At 73.7% G+C, this 18,916-nt stretch carries 18 protein-coding genes; 17 read left to right on the top strand and 1 reads right to left on the bottom strand.

Annotation, left to right across the window (positions count from 1 at the left end; translation table 11 throughout):
* The 9 genes from infB to LQ51_RS11535 all read left to right on the top strand — a co-directional run.
* A partial coding sequence (infB, locus tag LQ51_RS11575; RefSeq protein ID WP_052744823.1) for a translation initiation factor IF-2 occupies nt 1-1,987 on the top strand: 1,987 nt, incomplete at its 5' end.
* Nucleotides 1,988-2,066: 79 nt separating this feature from the next.
* A complete protein-coding gene (locus tag LQ51_RS11570) occupies nt 2,067-3,155 on the top strand; it encodes a TRM11 family SAM-dependent methyltransferase (protein WP_046564986.1) in 1,089 nt (362 codons plus the stop codon).
* A 33-nt stretch (nt 3,156-3,188) separates the two neighbouring features.
* The gene (locus tag LQ51_RS11565) at nt 3,189-3,485 is read left to right on the top strand and encodes a DUF503 domain-containing protein (protein WP_046565005.1); all 297 of its coding nucleotides are present in this window, start codon (nt 3,189-3,191) and stop codon (nt 3,483-3,485) included.
* Between the two features lie 333 nt (nt 3,486-3,818).
* The gene (gene rbfA / locus LQ51_RS11560; protein WP_046565003.1) at nt 3,819-4,307 is read left to right on the top strand and encodes a 30S ribosome-binding factor RbfA; all 489 of its coding nucleotides are present in this window, start codon (nt 3,819-3,821) and stop codon (nt 4,305-4,307) included.
* Complete coding sequence (locus LQ51_RS11555) at nt 4,304-5,350, top strand: DHH family phosphoesterase (RefSeq protein WP_046564984.1); 1,047 nt, start codon at nt 4,304-4,306, stop codon at nt 5,348-5,350. Before rbfA ends, LQ51_RS11555 begins: the two co-directional genes overlap by 4 nt.
* A gap of 65 nt (nt 5,351-5,415) precedes the next feature.
* On the top strand, nt 5,416-5,823 hold the full coding sequence (locus tag LQ51_RS11550; RefSeq protein WP_046564981.1) for a hypothetical protein: 408 nt from the start codon (nt 5,416-5,418) through the stop codon (nt 5,821-5,823).
* Complete coding sequence (locus LQ51_RS11545; RefSeq protein WP_197087662.1) at nt 5,823-6,032, top strand: DUF6186 family protein; 210 nt, start codon at nt 5,823-5,825, stop codon at nt 6,030-6,032. The genes LQ51_RS11550 and LQ51_RS11545 overlap by 1 nt, the downstream gene beginning before the upstream one ends.
* 533 nt (nt 6,033-6,565) lie before the next feature.
* Nucleotides 6,566-7,078: a P-loop NTPase family protein gene (locus tag LQ51_RS34350; RefSeq protein ID WP_046564977.1), complete on the top strand. Its 513-nt coding sequence runs from the start codon at nt 6,566-6,568 to the stop codon at nt 7,076-7,078.
* 145 nt (nt 7,079-7,223) lie between these two features.
* Nucleotides 7,224-8,549 carry an MATE family efflux transporter gene (locus LQ51_RS11535; protein WP_046564976.1) on the top strand — a complete coding sequence of 442 codons (1,326 nt, stop codon included), beginning with the start codon at nt 7,224-7,226 and terminating at the stop codon, nt 8,547-8,549.
* A gap of 64 nt (nt 8,550-8,613) precedes the next feature.
* Here LQ51_RS11535 and LQ51_RS11530 read toward each other — a convergent pair whose 3' ends face one another.
* Nucleotides 8,614-8,913, bottom strand: a complete 300-nt coding sequence (locus LQ51_RS11530) for a hypothetical protein (protein ID WP_046564975.1) — start codon at nt 8,911-8,913, stop codon at nt 8,614-8,616.
* Nucleotides 8,914-9,129: 216 nt separating this feature from the next.
* On the opposite strand from LQ51_RS11530, the gene truB reads away from it, so the two are divergent.
* The 8 genes from truB (at nt 9,130) to LQ51_RS11490 (ending at nt 18,803) form a co-directional block, all read left to right on the top strand.
* Entirely contained in the window at nt 9,130-10,014 is an 885-nt protein-coding gene (gene truB, locus LQ51_RS11525) for a tRNA pseudouridine(55) synthase TruB (protein WP_046564973.1), read from the top strand.
* 39 nt (nt 10,015-10,053) lie between these two features.
* The gene (locus tag LQ51_RS11520; protein WP_046564971.1) at nt 10,054-10,980 is read left to right on the top strand and encodes a bifunctional riboflavin kinase/FAD synthetase; all 927 of its coding nucleotides are present in this window, start codon (nt 10,054-10,056) and stop codon (nt 10,978-10,980) included.
* A gap of 194 nt (nt 10,981-11,174) precedes the next feature.
* The gene (gene rpsO / locus LQ51_RS11515) at nt 11,175-11,444 is read left to right on the top strand and encodes a 30S ribosomal protein S15 (RefSeq protein WP_043962418.1); all 270 of its coding nucleotides are present in this window, start codon (nt 11,175-11,177) and stop codon (nt 11,442-11,444) included.
* A gap of 221 nt (nt 11,445-11,665) precedes the next feature.
* Nucleotides 11,666-14,041, top strand: coding sequence for a polyribonucleotide nucleotidyltransferase (locus LQ51_RS11510; RefSeq protein WP_046564969.1), 2,376 nt, complete (start codon nt 11,666-11,668; stop codon nt 14,039-14,041).
* Nucleotides 14,042-14,283: 242 nt separating this feature from the next.
* A complete protein-coding gene (locus LQ51_RS11505) occupies nt 14,284-15,594 on the top strand; it encodes a M16 family metallopeptidase (protein ID WP_156313041.1) in 1,311 nt (436 codons plus the stop codon).
* 471 nt (nt 15,595-16,065) lie between these two features.
* The gene (gene dapB / locus LQ51_RS11500; protein ID WP_369799840.1) at nt 16,066-16,848 is read left to right on the top strand and encodes a 4-hydroxy-tetrahydrodipicolinate reductase; all 783 of its coding nucleotides are present in this window, start codon (nt 16,066-16,068) and stop codon (nt 16,846-16,848) included.
* 345 nt (nt 16,849-17,193) lie between these two features.
* Nucleotides 17,194-18,120, top strand: coding sequence for a helix-turn-helix domain-containing protein (locus LQ51_RS11495; RefSeq protein WP_046564963.1), 927 nt, complete (start codon nt 17,194-17,196; stop codon nt 18,118-18,120).
* Between the two features lie 215 nt (nt 18,121-18,335).
* Entirely contained in the window at nt 18,336-18,803 is a 468-nt protein-coding gene (locus LQ51_RS11490; RefSeq protein WP_046564962.1) for a GNAT family N-acetyltransferase, read from the top strand.
* Nucleotides 18,804-18,916: the final 113 nt, after the last annotated feature.

Below are 18,916 nucleotides of genomic sequence, written 5' to 3'. Positions count from 1 at the left end.
GGGTGCCCCGGCCGGCGGCGGTGGCCGTCCGGGCGGTGGCGGTCGTGGCCGTGGCGGCGGCGCCGCGGGTGCCTTCGGGCGTCCGGGTGGCCGGCCGACCCGTGGCCGCAAGTCCAAGAAGCAGCGCAGACAGGAGTTCGACAACCTGTCGGCCCCGACCATGTCCTCGGGCGCGCCCCGCGGGCAGGGTCAGGTCGTCCGGCTCTCCCGTGGCGCCTCGCTGTCGGACTTCGCCGACAAGATCAACGCCAACCCGGGTTCGCTGGTCCAGGAGATGTTCAACCTGGGCGAGATGGTGACCGCGACCCAGTCCTGCTCCGACGACACCCTGCTGCTGCTGGGTGAGCACCTCGGCTTCGACGTGCAGATCGTCAGCCCGGAGGACGAGGACCGCGAGCTGCTCGCGCAGTTCAACATCGACCTCGACGCCGAGGTCGCGGCCGACCGCCTGGTCAGCCGTGCGCCGGTGGTGACCGTCATGGGTCACGTCGACCACGGTAAGACCAAGCTGCTCGACGCGATCCGCAAGGCGAACGTGGTGGCCGGCGAGGCGGGTGGCATCACCCAGCACATCGGCGCGTACCAGGTCCACGTCCCGCACGACGGCGAGGACCGCGCGGTCACCTTCATCGACACCCCGGGTCACGAGGCGTTCACCGCCATGCGTGCCCGTGGTGCCCAGGTCACGGACATCGTGATCCTGGTGGTGGCGGCCGACGACGGCGTGATGCCGCAGACCATCGAGGCGCTCAACCACGCCAAGGCGGCGGACGTGCCGATCGTGGTCGCGGTCAACAAGGTCGACAAGCCCGAGGCGAACCCGGACAAGGTCCGCCAGCAGCTGACCGAGTACGGTCTGGTCGCCGAGGAGTACGGCGGCGACACCATGTTCGTCAACGTGGCGGCCAAGCCCGGCATCGGCATCGAGGAACTGCTCGAAGCCGTGCTGCTGACCGCCGACGCGTCGCTGGAGCTGACCGCTCCGATCGACGGGCCGGCACAGGGTGTCGCCATCGAGGCGCACCTGGACAAGGGCCGCGGTGCGGTGGCGACCGTGCTGGTGCAGAAGGGCACCCTCCGGGCCGGCGACTCGATCGTCGCCGGTGGGGCGCACGGCCGGGTCCGGGCCATGCTGGACGAGAACGGCAAGCCGGTCGACGAGGCCGGGCCGGCGCGTCCGGTCATGGTGCTGGGTCTGACCACGGTGCCGGGTGCGGGTGACACCTTCCTGGCCGCCGAGGACGACCGGACCGTGCGGCAGATCGCCGAGCAGCGGCAGGCGCGGCGGCGGGCGGCCTCGTTCGCCAACTCCCGCGGCCGGGCCACCCTCGAGACGCTCATGGAGCAGCTCAAGGAGGGCGAGAAGACCTCGCTCAACCTGGTGCTCAAGGGCGACGTCTCCGGTTCCGTGGAGGCCCTCGAGGACGCGCTGTTCAACCTCGACATCCCGGAGGAGGTCCAGCTTCGGATCATCCACCGGGGCGTGGGTGCGATCACCGAGAGCGACGTCATGCTCGCGAGCGCCTCGTCCGAGGCGGTCACGATCATCGGCTTCAACGTGCGGGCCGCCAACAAGGTCCGCGAGATCGCCGACCGCGAGGGCGTGGAGATCCGGTACTACACGGTCATCTACCAGGCCATCGAGGAGATCGACGCCGCGCTCAAGGGGCTGCTCAAGCCGGAGTACGAGGAGGTCGAGCTGGGCACCGCGGAGATCCGCGACGTCTTCCGCTCGTCCAAGATCGGCAACATCTCCGGCTGTATCGTCCGGTCCGGCCTCATCCGCCGCAACGCCAAGGCGCGGCTGCTGCGGGACGGGGCGGTCGTGGCGGACAACCTCACGATCAGCTCCCTCAAGCGGTTCAAGGACGACGCGACCGAGGTCCGCGAGGGCTTCGAGTGTGGTCTGACGCTGGGCGGTTTCAACAACGTCCAGGTCGGCGACATCATCGAGACCTTCGAGATGCGGGAGAAGCCGCGCGCCTGAGCGGTGTGCACGACCGGTGACGGCCGGGGCCTTCGGGCCTCGGCCGTCACCGTTTTCGCAGGCTGCGACAATCTCCCGCGTGCTCAGGTACGCGCTGCTGCTCGCCCCGTCCGCCAACCGCGTCTACGCCGACGCGGCTGGCCGGCTGGCCCGGGCCGAGCTGGACATCTTCGCCCGCTCGGGGGTGCTCGACGCCGTGCCGGTGGACGGCGCGGTGCAGCGGATCGGCGGGGTGGAGTACCTGACCTTCGCCGCGCCCGGGCCGGGCCTCGGTGTCCGGGACCTGGCCTACCTGGCGAACCTGTCGGCGGCGTACGCGCTGTTCGAGCGGGTGGGCGAGGACCTGTTCCGCCCGGTGCCGCTGCACCCGCTGGCCCGGTACGACGCCGACCTGATCACCATTCCCAAGTACGCCGGCAAGACCAACGAGCAGTTCACCCGGCTGCTGCTCAACGCCACGCTGCTCGCCTCCGCCTCGGCGGGCGCCATGCTGGACCGGCAGCTGGTGGTCCTCGATCCGCTCTGCGGCCGGGGCACCACGCTCAACCAGGCGCTGATGTACGGCTACGACGGCATCGGGGTCGAGCACGACGGCAAGGACGTCGACGCGTACGCCGCCTTCCTGCGTACCTGGCTGCGGCGCAAGCGGCTCAAGCACACCACGGAGACGGTGCCGGTGCGCCGGGACCGCCGGCTGGTCGCCCGGCGGTTCGAGGCGGTCCTCGCGCCCTCCCGGGACGAGCACCGGTCCGGAACCACCCAGCGGGTCACCGTGCTGCACACCGACACCGTCCGGGCCCGGGAGGTGCTCCGCTCGCGCTGCGCCGACGTGCTGGTGACCGACGCCCCGTACGGGGTGGCGCACGGCAGCCGCACCGACCAGGGGCTGTCCCGCAGCCCGCTGGAGCTGCTCCGGGCCGCGGTGCCGGTCTGGCGGGAACTGCTGCGCCCGGGCGGCGCGCTGGGACTGTCCTGGAACACCCGCGTGGCGCCCCGGGCGGCGGCCGAGGCGGTGCTGACCGACGCCGGCCTGCGGGTGGTGGGCGGGCCCGGCTACCTGGACCTGGCGCACCGGGTGGACCAGGCGATCGAGCGGGACGTGCTGGTGGCGGTCGCGCCCGCGGACGTTCCGGCGCGGCCGGCCGGAGGCCGTACCGAAACCGGATGACCCCGAGGCGGCCCTGCCGTACCGTTGCTCGCCGTGTACACCGGAACCGCGCAATTCGATCTGTTGCTGCCGGGGGACTCCCGGTCCCTGAAGGCCAAACGGTCGTACGTCCGGCCGATCGTCGCCGCGCTGCGCCGCTTCGAGGTATCCGCGGCCGAGGTGGGCGCGCTCGACCTGCACGGCCGGGCCGAGATCGGGGTGGCCGTGGTGGCCGCCGAGGCGGCGCACGTCCGCGAGGTGCTCGACTCCTGCGAGCGCCTGGTGGCCGCCCGCCCCGAGACCGAACTGCTGTCGGTGCGCCGCCGCCTGTACGGCGCGGACGACGACTGACAGTGCCTCCGCGCCCGGCCGAGTTCCGACCGGGCCGGCGGCCGGCCGACCGGGTCCGCGCCCGGCCGAGGTCCGGCCGGGTCCGGCGACCGGCGGACCGGGGTCGTCCGGTGACTGGCCGACCGGGCCGGCGCGTCGGCGGGTGGGCAGGCGGATCCGGTCCGGTGCCGTGGGGTGCGGACCGGGGCGCCGCCCGGCCCGGCGGCCCGGCGCGGGGGCCGCGGGCGCGCGGGTAGTGTGCGAGATGTTGGGCGGCTCCAGGTCGCGGCGCGTCGCCAGACGCGCCGAGCTGGAGCCGTCGTAAGGAGCAGGGTGACCCTGGAGGTGGGGGAGATGACGGATCCGGCCAAGGTACGCCGGCACGCGGAGCGCATCCGTGAACTGGTCGCGTCGGTGGTGCGGAGCCAGATCAAGGACCCCCGGCTCGGGATGATCACCATCACCGATGCCCGGATCACCGCCGATCTGCGCGACGCCACCGTCTTCTACACGGTGCTCGGCGACGCGGCGGCCCAGTCCAGCACCGCCGCCGCGCTGGAGAGCGCCAAGGGCATGCTGCGCAGCACGGTCGGCAAGGCGCTCGGCCTGCGCCACTCGCCGACCCTGACCTTCGTCCTGGACGACGTGCAGGACCAGGTCAAGCACATCGACGACCTGCTGGCGGCGGCGCGCAACGCCGACGCCGAGGTGCAGCGGCTGGCCGCCCGGGCGCAGTACGCGGGCGAGGCGCAGCCGTACCGGCTAGAGGACGAGGACGAGGACGCCGAGGACGGGACCACGGTCGAGGACGAGGACGAGCCGCGCGGCGGCGACCGCCCGTGAGCGAATCCGCCGAGGTCGGTACGGCGGCCGGCGCCGGCCCGACCGACACCGACTGGGCGGCCGCCCTCGCGGCCGTACGCGGGCTCCCCGCCGACGCGCGGGTGCAGCTGATCTGCCACGTGAACCCGGATGGCGACGCGCTGGGCACCATGCTCGGCTTCGGGCTGGGCCTGCGCCGGCTCGGCGTACGGCAGCTGCGGGCGACCTTCCCCGGGCCGCCGGTGCTGCCCGAGCCGTTCCGTTGGCTGCCGGGGCTGGAACTGCTGGTCGGGCAGGACGACGCGTACCCGGAGCCGGACCTGGTGATCTGCTTCGACGTGGCGAGCGAGTCCCGGCTGGGTGACCTGGCCGACCGGCTGGACAAGGCCGGGACGGCCCTGGTGCTGGACCATCACGCCTCGAACACCCGGTTCGGCGACCTCCACCTGGTGGACCCGCACGCCGCGGCCACCTCGGTGGTGGCGCAGGAACTGCTGGACCGGCTCGGGGTGCCGCTGGACGCGGAGATCGCGACCTGCTTCTACGTGGCGCTGAGCACGGACACCGGCTCGTTCCGGTTCGAAGCCACCACCCCGGCCGTGCACCGGCTGGCGGCCCGGCTGCTGGCCACCGGCATCCGGCCCGGTGACATCTCCCGGCGGATCTTCGACACCCGCCCGTTCGGCGCGGTCCGGCTCTTCGGCGAGGTGATGCTGCGCGCCCGCCTGGAGCCGGCGGCCGCCGCCGGGCGCGGGCTCGTCTGGACGTACGCCACCCGCGAGGACCTGGCCCGCCACGACCAGCCGGCGTACGTGCTGGAGGCGCTGATCGACTCGGTCCGGTGCACGGCCGAGGCGGATGTGAGCTGCGTGGTCAAGCAGGTCGACGCCGCCGAGTGGGCGGTGTCGCTGCGCAGCAAGGGCGCGGTGGACGTCAGCGCGGTGGCGGTGGCGCTGGGCGGCGGCGGGCACCGGTTCGCGGCCGGCTTCACCGGGCGCGGCACGGTCGACGAGGTGGTGGACCGGATCCGGGGCGAGCTGGCCGGGGCGCTGCTGCCCGGCTGAGATCAGGGGCGGCTCCGGGGCGCGGCGGTCTTCCCGCACTTCGTGACCGTGGGGACAATCGGTAGATGGATCACCCCCGAGAGCTCACCGTCGAGGCGCCCCGAGCCTGGGACCGTCCAGTCGTCTCCGTACCGGTGCTGATCTGCCTGTCCCTGGTCGGTGGCCAGTTGCCCTCGTTCTCGGCCCAGGCCAACCTCTACACGCTCGGCACGGGTGGCGCGCTGATCTGGATCGGCCTGAACAACCGGGTGCCACGCCGGCCGGCGCCGCGCCGGCTGGGCCGCGGCGCGGTCTGGTGGTTGCTGCCGGCGACCCTCTTCGGGGTGCTCGAGGGAGCCACCTTCGTGCTCGCGGTGGGTGACGAGTTCCCCACCTTCTCCCGGCTGGCCGACCCGCTGCTGGAGGACCATCTGGTCCGGTCGGCGGCCTGGTTCGCCTGGCTCTCCGCGTTCTGGGGACTGGTGCGCCGATGATGCGGCTGCTGGCGATCGGCGGTTTCCTCACCGCGCTGGCGCTCTTCGCGGTGATCGAGTGGGCGGCCCGGCGGGAGGGCTCCCGGATCCCGTCGCTCGGTGAGGTCTGCGCGTTCGTGATGCGTTACGAGGTGGGCCCGGTGCCGGTGGGCCGGATCGGACTGTTCGGCTTCTGGTGGTGGCTGGGCTGGCATTTCCTGGCCCGCTGACGGGGCCGCGCGGGGTGTCCGCATTCCGGGAACTGCGGGCAGCATGTGGAAAATGAACGTTAACTTGGGTGCGGGACCGGCGCCTTGCGGCGCTGGTCAGGGGCGGTGGCTCCGCACCAGGTGCCGCCTCCCTCCAGGGTCAGACCGACCCGGGCTCACGCTGCCAGGCGAGCCGCTCCGGTGATCCCGGACCGCTCCCGGGCGCTCCGAACCGCCCGAAGGGCCGCCGCCGTCGGCGGTCCGCACCCTGGAAGGGAAGATCCCGTGGCGACCAAGCACAAGCCGCAGACCGAGACCACCACCGACGAGGCGCGGGAGCAGATGCGCCGCGCGCTGCAGACCTCGATGGACACCCGTCAGTGACGTCGGCCCGCCGGCGGTGACGTCCGGTCAGCCGACGTCACCGCCGCGCCGACCGCACGTCGCGGCCCTGGCGCCACCGTCCCGGCCGGTGCGACCGCAAACCTGATCGCCGGGAGTGCCGTGCTCGGTCGGTCTCCGGATCGCCGCCGTCCCGGCGCTATCGTCGGTCGGTGCGCCGCATCCTGATCGTCGGCAGCGCGGGCGCCGGCAAGAGCACCCTGGCCCGCGAGGTCGCCCGCCGGCTCGACCTCCCCCTCGTCCACCTGGACCGGCACTACTGGCGGCCGGGCTGGGTCGCCGCCCCGGACGCCGCGTTCCGCGCCGAGGTCGGCGCGCTCGCCGCCCGCCCGGCCTGGGTGATGGACGGCAACTACGCCGCCACCCTGGATCTGCGCCTGCCCCGCGCCGACCTGCTGGTGCTCTGCGACACGCCCCGGCTGCGCTGTCTCGCCCGGGTGCTCCGCCGCCGCTGGACCCACCGGGGCACGCCCCGACCGGACCTGCCGCCGGGCTGCCCGGAGCGGATCGACCTGGCGTTCCTCCGCTACGTCTGGCACTACCCGCGCCGCTCCCGCCCCCGCGTCGAAGCCGCCGCCCGCACGCTCACCCCCGACCTGCCGGTGGTCCACCTCCGCACCCCCACCCAAACCCGCTCCTGGCTCACCACCCTCCCCACCCCTTGATTCCCCCCACCCCATCTCCGCCCGCCGTCATGAAGTTGTTGCGGCGGTGCGGAGGACAACTCCTTCAGGGCGGGGAAGGAGAGCGGGGTAGTAAGTGATGCTGTGGGTTGCGGGCCTTACGCGGGGCGTGCCAGGATCGGCCGTGATGAGCCAGACCCTCGCCCCCGCATCGCCGGCTGTCTCGGCGCGGCGCATCGCCGGGCTCGCCCTGCCGGCCCTCGTGGTGCTCGCCGCCGAGCCGCTCTATGTCCTGGTCGACACCGCCGTCGTGGGGCACCTGGGCCGGGTCCCGCTCGCCGCGCTCGCCGTGGGTGGCACGGTGATGACGTTGGCCGCCTGGCTGGGCACGGTCGTCGCGTACGGCACCACCGGGCGGTCGGCGCGCCGGTTCGGCTCGGGGGACCGGGCCGCCGCGGTGGCCGAGGGCGTCCAGGCCTCCTGGCTCGCGCTGGCCGTCGGGGTGCTGGTGGCGCTCGCCGTCCAACTCGGCGGGGGCGTGCTGGCGCGTACCCTGGTCGGCGGCTCGGGGGAGGTGGCCGAGCAGGCCGCGACCTGGCTGCGGATCGCGGCGCTGGGCGCACCCGGCCTGCTGCTCGCCGCCGCCGGCAACGGCTGGCTGCGCGGCATCCAGGACACCCGGCGCCCGCTGCTCTTCGTGCTCGCCCCCAACCTGCTCTCGGCGCTGCTCTGCCCGCTGCTGGTCTACCCGGCCGGGCTGGGGCTGGCCGGCTCGGCGGTGGCGAACGCCGCGGCCCAGACCCTCTCCGGCGGGCTGTTCGCGGCGGCGCTGGTCCGCGAACGGATCTCCCTGCGGCCCCGGCCCACGCTGATCCGCCAGCAGCTCGTGCTCAGCCGGGACCTGCTCGTCCGGGGCGTCGCCTTCCAGGCCAGTTTCCTCTCCGCCACCGCGGTCGCGGCCCGGTTCGGCGCCGCCGCGGTCGGCGCGCACCAGATCGCCGTACAGCTGTGGTTCTTCACCGCCCTGGTGCTGGACGCCCTCGCCATCGCGGCGCAGTCGCTGGTCGGCGCCGCGCTCGGCGCCGGCGACGCGGCCGGCGCCCGCGCGCTGGCCCGGCGCATCGCGTTGGTCGGTGGGGCGTGCGGCGTGGCGTTCGCGGTGCTCATCGCCGCCGGCGCCGGCGTGGTCCCGTCCTGGTTCAGCGCCGACCCGCAGGTACGCGAGCAGGCCATGGTCGCCTGGCCCTGGTTCGTGGCGCTGCAACCGATCGGCGGGGTGGTCTTCGCCCTCGACGGGGTGCTGATCGGCGCCGGTGACGTCCGCTACCTGCGCAACCTCACCATCGTGGCGGCGTTCGGCGGTTTCCTGCCGGCGATCTGGCTGGCCTACGGGCTCGACCTGGGCCTCGGCGGGATCTGGGCCGGGCTGCTGCTGTTCGTGGTGCTCCGGCTCGTCGCCCTGCTGCTGCGGCTGCGCTCCGGCGGCTGGGCGGTGGTCGGCGCGGTCCGCTGACCGGCGTGCCGTCGCCGCCGGGTGGGACGAGACGCGGAGCGGAGACGTCGCCCCGAGGCCCGGTTCAGAGCTGCCGCTGCCTGATCTGGTGGAAGAGGTACAGGGCGCCGACCACCAGGCAGGTGGCCGCCACCGCGACGAAGACGAAGGACACGATCGCGGAGAGCACCGGGCGCCGCTCGCTGAACCGGGTCCGGTCCCGCCAGGCCCAGAGCCGTCGTCGCGTCGCCGCCAGCGCCGGCACGCCGTCGACGAGGTCGGAGAGCCGGCGGCCGAGGGTACGGCGCGCTGGTTCCGGGTTCCGCATCCAGTCGGGCAGGTCGACCCGCGGGCGGTGCTCGTGCGACGGCGGGGTGGTGCTCATCGAGGGCTCCTTGGCGTGGGGAGGCGGGAAGGTGGCAGCGGCGTGCCGGCACGGGCAGGCACCGTGACCAGGCGCTCCGCGCCCGACCGAGGTCGTCGTCACGCACCGGGTGGTCGGGTCGGAGTCGAGCGAGGGGCGCATGACCTTGGCACGCCGGTCGATCGGACCGGTATCCCCCACCCGGCCGACCCCCGCCGTCTGGCAGGCTTGGCGGGCGTGAGCACTGACGGACTGATCGTGGTCGACAAGCCCGGCGGCATGACGTCGCACGATGTGGTGGCCCGGATCCGCCGGCTGGCCCGGACCCGGCGGGTGGGGCACGGCGGCACGCTCGACCCGATGGCCACCGGGGTGCTGGTGATCGGCGTCGGGCGGGCCACCCGGCTGCTCACCTACGTGATCGGTGCCGGCAAGAGCTACACCGCGACGATCCGGCTGGGGCAGGCCACCGTCACCGACGACGCCGAGGGGGACGTGATCGCGGCCACCTCGACCGCCGGGGTCACCGACGAGTCGATCCGGGCCGCGCTCGCCGCGCTCACCGGCGAGATCGACCAGGTGCCGAGCGCGGTGAGCGCCATCAAAATCAACGGGCAGCGGGCGTACCAGCGGGTGCGCGACGGAGAGAGCGTCGACCTGCCCGCGCGCCGGGTGACCGTCTCCCGCCTCGAGGTGCTGGCCATCCGGCGGGACGCCCCGGACGTGCTCGACGTCGACGTCGACGTGACCTGCTCGTCCGGGACGTACATCCGGGCCATCGCGCGCGACGCGGGCCTGGCGCTGCGGGTCGGTGGCCACCTGACCGCGCTGCGCCGCACCGCGGTCGGCGGCTTCACGCTGGCCGAGGCGGCCACCCTGGACGCGCTGGAGCAGCGCGCCCCCGAGGTGGTCAACCTGCCGCTCGACGCCGCGGCCGACCGGTTCTTCCCGCGCCGGGACGCCACCGTGGTGGAGGCGAAGGTGCTCTCCCACGGCGGACCGCTGGACCCGGCCGGCATCGCCGGCCCGTACGCGGTCTTCGGCCCGGAGGGCGGGTTGATCGCTATCGTCAGCGAGCGGGACGGCCGGGCCCGCGCGGAGATCGTGCTGGCCCCCGCCTGACCGGCGGCGCGGGGCTTGTCGAGCAGGGGAGGAGCGGGAATGCAGCGGTGGCGGGGGTACGAGGCGGCGCCCGGCGGCTGGGGTCGCTCGGTGGTCACCATCGGCGTCTTCGACGGGGTGCACAAGGGCCACCAGGCCACCATCGGCCACGCCGTGGCCCGGGCCCGGGAGCTGGGCGTCAAGTCGGTGGTGGTCACCTTCGACCCGCACCCGGCCGAGGTGGTCCGGCCCGGCTCGCACCCGGCGGTGCTCACCGAGCCGGCGCGCAAGGCGGAGCTGATCGAGGCGCTCGGGGCCGACGTGCTCTGCGTGGTGCCGTTCACCGCCGAGTTCTCCCGGGTGCCGGCCGAGGCGTTCGTGCACGACATCCTCGTCGAGCACCTGCACGCGGCGCTGGTGGTGGTCGGGGACAACTTCCGCTTCGGGCACCGGGCCGCCGGCGACGTGGCCCTGCTGGAGCGGCTGGGCCGCACCTTCGGCTTCGGGGTCGAGGGCGCCCCGCTGGTCGCCGAGGCGGGCACCGTCTTCTCCTCCACGTACATCCGCTCCTGCGTCGACGCGGGCGACGTGGCCGCGGCGGCCGCCGCGCTCGGCCGGCCGCACCGGGTGGAGGGCGTGGTGGTCCGTGGCGACCAGCGCGGGCGGGAGCTGGGCTACCCCACCGCCAACCTGTTGACCCACCGGTACGCGGCGGTCCCCGCCGACGGCGTGTACGCGGCCCGGCTGGTGCGCCGGGGCGGGGAGCCGCTGGCCGCCGCGGTCTCCATCGGCACCAACCCGACGTTCTCCGGCCGGGAGCGGCGGGTGGAGGCGTACGCGCTGGACTTCACCGGTGACCTGTACGGCGAACGGCTCGCCCTGGACTTCGTGGCGCACCTGCGCGAACAACGGACGTACGACGCGATCGAGCCGTTGGTGGCCCAGATCGCCGAGGACGTGGAGCGGACCCGGCGGGCGGTCGGCTGACGCCCACCGGGCCGCCGCGCCGCCCTTCACCGGGCGGTTCCCGGCCGGGCTGGTAGTCTGGCGGGGACGTCGGCTGACCGACGTGGGGCCTCGCGTGCCTGCACGACGCCGCGGGTGCGAGGAACCGGTCCGTTGCCCGGTCACGCAGACCGATCCGACGGACCTCATCGAACGTTCCACGAAACAGGGAGAACATGGCGCTCGACCAGGAAGCCAAGGCCAAGATCCGCGCGGAGTACGCGACCGCTGAGGGCGACACCGGTTCGCCGGAGGTGCAGGTCGCGGTCCTCACCAAGCGGATCGCCGAGCTCACCGAGCACCTGAAGGTGCACAAGCACGACCACCACAGCCGCCGCGGGCTGCTGCTGCTGGTCGGCCGTCGCCGTCGGCTGCTCAACTACGTCCAGAAGAAGGACATCAACCGCTACCGGTCGCTCATCGAGCGGCTCGGTCTGCGCCGATGACGTGACGGGGGAGTGGCCGCTCGGCCGCTCCCCCGTTCCGGTACCACAGAAGAAACCGGCCACACGACAACCCGAGAGGGAACTGGTCAGCGCACCGGTCTCCGGTAGTGGCCCCCGGGAATCCCGGCATCATGCCGGCCACCCGGGCGCTTCGATCGAAGACCGGCCGTCTGGGCAGGTCCCCGTGTCGTGGCCGACGACGCGAAGGAGCACCACCGAACATGACCGAGACCAACCTCGGCACCGAATCCCGCACCGCCGTGATCGACAACGGGGCCTTCGGCACCCGCGAGATCACCTTCTCCACCGGCCGGCTGGCCCGTCAGGCCGCCGGCTCCGTCATCGCCCAGCTGGGCGAGACGGTCGTCCTCTCCGCCACCACGGCGGGCAAGCAGCCGCGCGAGTCGTTCGACTTCTTCCCGCTGACGGTGGACGTCGAGGAGCGGATGTACGCCGCGGGCCGGATCCCCGGCTCGTTCTTCCGCCGCGAGGGTCGCCCCAGCGAGGACGCCATCCTCACCTGCCGGCTGATCGACCGGCCGCTGCGCCCGTCCTTCGTCAAGGGCCTGCGCAACGAGGTCCAGGTCGTCGAGACCGTGCTGGCGCTCGACCCGCAGCACCCGTACGACGTGGTGGCGATCAACGCCGCCTCGATGTCCACCAAGCTCTCCGGCCTGCCGTTCTCCGGCCCGATCGGCGCGACCCGGGTCGCGCACGTCGACGGCCAGTGGGTTGCCTTCCCGACCCTGGAGGAGCTGGCGCGGGCCACCTTCGACATGGTCGTGGCCGGCCGGGCGCTCGCTGACGGTGACGTCGCGATCATGATGGTCGAGGCCGAGGCGACGCCGCACGCCGTGGCCCTGATCGCGGACGGCGCCACCGCTCCGACCGAGGAGATCGTGGCCAGCGGCCTGGAGGCCGCCAAGCCGGCGATCCGCGAGCTGTGCCGGGCGCAGAGCGAGCTGGCCGAGGTGGCCGCCAAGCCGGTCGCCGAGTTCCCGGTCTTCCTGGACTACCAGGATGACGCGTACGAGGCGGTGGCCGAGCTGGCCCGCGCCGAGGTCGCCGAGGCCCTCAAGATCGCCGGCAAGGCGGATCGCGAGGAGGCCCTCGACCGGGTCAAGGCCAAGGTTGCCGAGGAGCTCGGCCCGCGTTTCGAGGGCCGCGAGAAGGAGCTCTCCGCCGCCTTCCGCTCGCTGACGAAGTCCGAGGTGCGCAACCGGGTGCTGCGCGAGCAGGTCCGCATCGACGGCCGCGGCCCGCGCGACATCCGTCCGCTGACCGCCGAGGTCGGCGTGCTGCCGCGGGTGCACGGCTCGGCGCTGTTCGAGCGGGGCGAGACCCAGATCCTGGGCGTCACCACGCTGAACATGCTGCGCATGGAGCAGATGGTGGACACCCTCTCCCCGGAGAACCGCAAGCGCTACATGCACAACTACAACTTCCCGCCGTACTCGACCGGTGAGACCGGCCGGGTCGGCTCGCCGAAGCGGCGCGAGATCGGTCACGGCGCGCTGGCCGAGCGGGCGCTGATCCCGGTGCTGCCGTCGCGCGAGGAGTTCCCCTACGCCATCCGGCAGGTCTCCGAGGCGCTCGGCTCCAACGGCTCCACCTCGATGGGCTCGGTCTGCGCCTCCACGCTGGGCCTGCTCTCGGCCGGTGTGCCGCTGAAGGCGCCGGTCGCCGGCATCGCCATGGGCCTCATCTCCGACGAGGTCGAGGGCAAGACCCGGTACGTGACGCTGACCGACATCCTCGGCGCCGAGGACGCGTTCGGTGACATGGACTTCAAGGTCGCCGGCACCCGGGACTTCGTCACCGCGCTCCAGCTCGACACCAAGCTCGACGGCATCCCGTCGGACGTGCTGGCCGCCGCGCTGCAGCAGGCGAACGAGGCCCGGCAGACCATCCTCGACGTGATGCAGGCGGCGATCGAGGCCCCGGCCGAGATGTCGGATTACGCGCCGCGGGTCACCACCGTGAAGATCCCGGTCGACAAGATCGGCATGGTGATCGGCCCGAAGGGCCAGACCATCAACGCCATCCAGGACGAGACCGGCGCCGAGATCTCCATCGAGGACGACGGCACCATCTACGTCGGCGCGACCAACGGCCCGTCCGCTCAGGCGGCGGTGGACCGGATCAACGGCATCGCCAACCCGACCCTGCCGAAGGTGGGGGAGCGGTTCCTCGGCACCGTGGTGAAGACCGCCGCGTTCGGCGCCTTCATCTCGCTGCTCCCGGGCCGGGACGGCCTGCTGCACATCTCCAAGGTGGGCGACGGCAAGCGGGTCGAGAAGGTCGAGGACTTCCTCAACGTCGGCGACAAGGTCGAGGTCGAGATCGCGGACATCGACCAGCGCGGCAAGATCTACCTGGACAAGATCCGCCCGGAGGGTGCCGAGGCGCCGGCCGCCGAGGAGGCCGCCGGTGGCGAGCGTCCGGCCGGCCGGGACCGCGGCGACCGTGCTCCGCGGGACCGGGGCGACCGGGGCGACCGGGGTGACCGGGAGCGCGGCGGCCGGGGCTCCGAGCGGGGCGAGGGTGGCGAGGGCGGCGGCGAGTCCCGCCCGCGTCGCCGGACCCGGCACAGCTGATCCACCGTCCGGCCCGGGGGACGCCGACGGCGTCCCCCGGGCCGGACCACAGCTCCAGCGGCACGGCTTCCGGCCGGTGCGCGGCCACGGCCGAGCTGGAGTTGTCGGTTTCCCGTGGCGCCCCGAGCGGCACCACCGCACCCTCCACCCCTCGTTGAAACTGGGAGCAGGTTCTCGTGAGTCGGACCCGGCGTTCGTCTTCCCCGACGGCTCGACCGGGGGTGGCGCCGCCGGGCGGCCGGATGGCCCGGGCGGTCACCCGTACGCTCAGCGAGGACCCGCTCGGCGGCACCGTGCGCCGTACCGTCCTGCCCAGCGGGCTGCGCGTGCTCACCGAGGCCATCCCGGCGATGCGCAGCGTGTCGTTCGGCATCTGGGTCGCCGTCGGTTCCCGCGACGAGACCCGGCCGCAGGCCGGGGCCGCGCACTTCCTGGAGCACCTGCTCTTCAAGGGCACCAGCAAGCGCACCGCGCTGGACATCTCGGCGGAGATCGAGGCGGTCGGCGGCGAGACCAACGCCTTCACCACGAAGGAATACACCTGCTACTACGCCCGCGTGCTGGACGAGGACCTGCCACTGGCCATCGACGTCATGTGCGACCTGGTCGCCGACTCGGTGCTCGACCCCGCCGACGTGGAGACCGAGCGCGGAGTCATCCTCGAAGAGATCGCCATGCACGACGACGAGCCCGGCGACGAGGTGCACGACCTCTTCGCCCGCGCCGTCTACGGCGACCACCCGCTCGGCCGGCTCATCTCCGGTACCGAGGAGACGGTCACCCCGATGACCCGGGGGCAGATCCAGAGCTTCTACCGCCGCCGCTACACCCCGCCGGGGATCGTCGTGGCCGCCGCCGGCAACCTCGACCACGGCGCCGTGGTCCGGCTGGTCCGCCAGGCGCTGCGCGGCACCCCCCTGGACACCGATCCGGCGGCGCCGGCGCCGTGCCGGCCGGCGGCTCCGGCGGTACGCACCAAGCCGGTCACCACGCTGGTCGAGCCGAAGGAGACCGAGCAGGCGCACGTCATCCTCGGCTGCCCCGGCATCGACCGGGCCGACGAGCGGCGGTTCGCCCTCGGTGTGCTCAACAACGTCCTCGGCGGCGGCATGTCCAGCCGGCTGTTCCAGGAGATCCGCGAGCAGCGCGGCCTGGCCTACTCGGTCTACTCCTACGCCAGCCAGTACGCCGACAGCGGCCTGTTCGCCGTCTACGCCGGCTGCGCGCCGGGCAAGGTGGACGAGGTGCTCCAGCTGACCCGGACGGAGCTGGCCAAGGTGGCGGAGCACGGGATCACCGAGGAGGAGTTGGCCCGGGGCAAGGGGATGAGCAAGGGCTCCTTCGTCCTCGGCCTCGAGGACACCGGCTCCCGGATGAGCCGGCTCGCCAAGGGCGAGCTGCTCTACGGCGACCTGATGCCGGTGGACGAGCTGCTCGCCCGGGTCGACGCGGTGACCCTGGACGACGTGAACGTCCTCGCCGCCGAGCTGCTCACCCGGCCGATGTCCCTCGCCGTCGTCGGCCCCTTCGACGAGGCCGCCTTCCTCGCCTAACAGACCTGCCCTGCCCTGCCCCGCCCGTCGGGCCGTCGGGCTGCCCCGCCCGGCCGCCCTGGCCGTGGGCCGAGCCGCCCCGTGGGCCGAGCCGCCCCGTGGGCCGAGTCGTCCGTGGGGCCGAGTCGTCCGTGGGGCCGAGTCGCCCCGTGGGCCGAGTCGTCCGTGGGGCCGAGTCGTCCGTGGGGCCGAGTCGCCCCGTGGGCCGAGTCGTCCGTGGGGCCGAGTCGCGGATTGCGGCAGTCTGGGGCTTCCCGGGCCAGGGAAGGCACGGTTTGCCGCAACCCGAGTCGATCATGACCGAATGGTGGGACGGTTCCGGCCGGTCGGTCGAGGACGTGACGTCCCGAATGGGACTGCCCGGAGGCGGGTCCGGTCGGTCGGGGGATAACGGGCCGCGTCTCGTGGGAAGTGGTCGGGTGGTGGGACGGTGCCGGTCTGGCCGGGAGGCGACGTCCCGATTGGGATAGGTTGTGCCCCGTGACTGACGAGCGGGAGCAGGACCGGGCCGAGCCGATCCGGGTCGGCGTGCTGGGCGCCCACGGCCGGATGGGCAGGGAGGTCTGCAAGGCGGTCGACGGCGCCTCCGACCTCGACCTTGTCGCGGCGATCGACCAGGGCGACGAGCTGGCCGCCGCCGGCAACGCCGGCACCGAGGTGGTCGTCGACTTCACCACCCCGGACGTCGTGATGGACAACCTGCGGTGGTGCATCGACCAGGGGATCAGCGCGGTGGTCGGCACCACCGGCTTCACCGAGGAGCGGCTGGACCAGGTACGCGGCTGGCTCGCGGGCAAGCCCGAGGTGGGCGTGGTCATCGCCCCGAACTTCGGCATCGGTGCGGTGCTGATGATGCAGTTCGCCACGAAGGCGGCCCGGCACTTCGAGTCGGTCGAGATCATCGAGCAGCACCACCCGCGCAAGCTGGACGCGCCGAGTGGCACCGCCACCCACACCGCCCGCCTGATCGCGCGGGCCCGGGCCGAGGCCGGTCTCGGCCCCACCCCCGACGCCACCAAGGACGAGGTGCCCGGCGCCCGCGGCGCCGACATCGCCGGGGTACGCGTGCACGCGGTCCGGGCGGCCGGCCTGGTCGCCCACCAGGAGGTGCTGTTCGGCACCACCGGCGAGACGCTGACCATCCGGCACGATTCGCTGGACCGGGCCTCGTTCATGCCCGGGGTGCTGCTGGCCGTGCGTGAGGTGCGCCGCCGGCCGGGCCTGACGGTCGGCCTGGACGCCCTGCTCGACTGACTCGGACCGGGTGACCCGCCGCCGGGCTTGACGGTCGGGTTGGACGGCCTGCCCGACTGACCCGGCCCGGGGGTCACCCGCCGGCAGGTTCGCTGGACCGGTCCCTGTTCATGCCCGACCGACCCGACCGACCCGACCGGGAGGCACCCGCCGGCAGGTTCGCTGGACTGGTCCCTGTTCATGCCTGACCCGGCCCCGGCGGTCACCCGCCGGCAGGATCGCTGGACCGGTCCCCGTTCCTGCCCGGCCTGCCGTGGGCCCGCCGGGTCGGCCGTCCCGGTGGCGGCCGGCAGGTCCGCAACGGCGATCAAGCGGGGCGCGGGCCGCCCGGTGCAGGCTGTCAGCATGACCTCGCCGGATGGGCTCACCAGAATCCTCGACTCGATCCAGGTCGCGCTCGACGACCCGGCCGTCGGTCCGGGCGAGGTCGCGGCCCGGGCCCACCTGTCCCGGTTCCATTTTGACCGGTTGGTCGCCGCCGCGACCGGGGAGCCTCCCGGCGCCCTGCGGCGTCGGCTGCTGCTGGAGCGCGCGGCGCACCGCCTCACCACCAGCGACCGGACCGTCCTCGACATCGCCGTGGAGGCCGGGTACGGCTCGCACGAAGCGTTCACCCGCGCCTTCCAGCGGGCGTACGGGATGGCACCGACCGCCGTCCGGCGGCGTCCACCGGTCACCTTCCGCGAGCTGGAGCTGTCCTGCCCCAGCGGCGTCCACTTTCAACCGCCCGGCGGCCTGCGGCTGCCGGCTACCCGTCAGGAGACTCCGATGAACGTCCTCCAGCACCTGGTCGACCACCACGTCGACACCCTCACCGCGATCATCGAGCGGGCCGGCACGCTCGACGACGAGGTGCTCGACCGACCCATCACCGTGTCGGTGGAGACCATCGACGACCGGCCGACGCTGCGTTCCCTGATCAACGCCATGGTCACCCAGGAGGAGCACTGGCTGTCGGCGCTGCGTGGCGGCGACTGGCCGGACGAGAGCGACCAGTCGGTGCGCGGGCTGGCCGCCCGGCACGCGGCCGCCGGCCGGGACTGGCGCGGCTTCGTGGCCCGGACGTTGGCCGAGGGGACCCTGGCCGACACGTTCGTGGACACCACCTGCACGCCGCCGACCACGCACACCCTGGGAGGCACGATCGGGCACGTGATCACCTTCGCCGCCGTCCGGCGTACCCTCGCCGTCGGGGCGTTGAGCAGCGCGGGGATCACCGACCTCGGGGCGGGCGACCCGCGGCCCTTCCTGGACGCCGCGGCGGCGGGCTGAGCCGGCCGCCGGAAAGGACGGGCTGAGCCGGCCGCCGGAAAGGACGGGCCGAGCCGGCCGCCAGAAGATGGCGGGCCGAGCCGGCCGCCGGAAAGGACGGGCTGAGCCGGCCGCAAGAAAATGGCGGGCCGAGCCGGCCGCCAGAAACGGCGGGCTGAGCCGGCCCCCGGAAACCCGGTCGTCGGGCGAGGCGGGCCGCACCTAGGCTCACCCGCGTGATCGATTCAAGGCTGGCTGACCGCGCCGGTCGTCGGGTGACGCTGCGACCCGTCGACGACGAGAACTGGCGGGCCGTGGCGGACGTCGCGCCCCGCGACGAGCAGCGGTCCTGGGTGCCCGCGTTGGCCGCCCGCTACCTCCTGCTCACCATGCGCTCGCCGGTGTGGACCTCGCTGGCCGTGTACGCGGACGACACCGTGGTCGGGCACCTGATGTGGGGCGTGGACGACGACGGGTCCCGCTGGATCGGCGGCATGGTTATCGACGGCGCCGAGCAGGGCCGCGGGGTGGGTCGGGCCGCCGTGGCCACCCTCGCGGAGTGGCTGGCCGCGCAGGGCCGACCGGTACGGCTCAGCTACCACCCGGACAACCTCGCGGCCGCCGCCCTCTACCGCTCCCTGGGCTTCCGGCCGACGGGTGCGATGGAGGACGACGAGGTGGTCGCCGAACTCACCCCGAGCTGACCGCAAGGCCGGGCTCGACCGGAAGCCGGGCTGGCCGCAAAGCCGGGCTGGCCGCAAGGGCGGGCCGGCCGTAACGGCGCCGCTGGTGGTCCCGCCCCGTGCCGGGACCACCG

Origin of the sequence: Micromonospora sp. HK10, assembly GCF_000982955.1 — a bacterium.
Classification (GTDB): Bacteria; Actinomycetota; Actinomycetes; order Mycobacteriales; family Micromonosporaceae; genus Micromonospora.
Note: the sequence above shows the minus strand (reverse complement) of the source record. Positions and strands in the feature narration are given on the sequence as shown.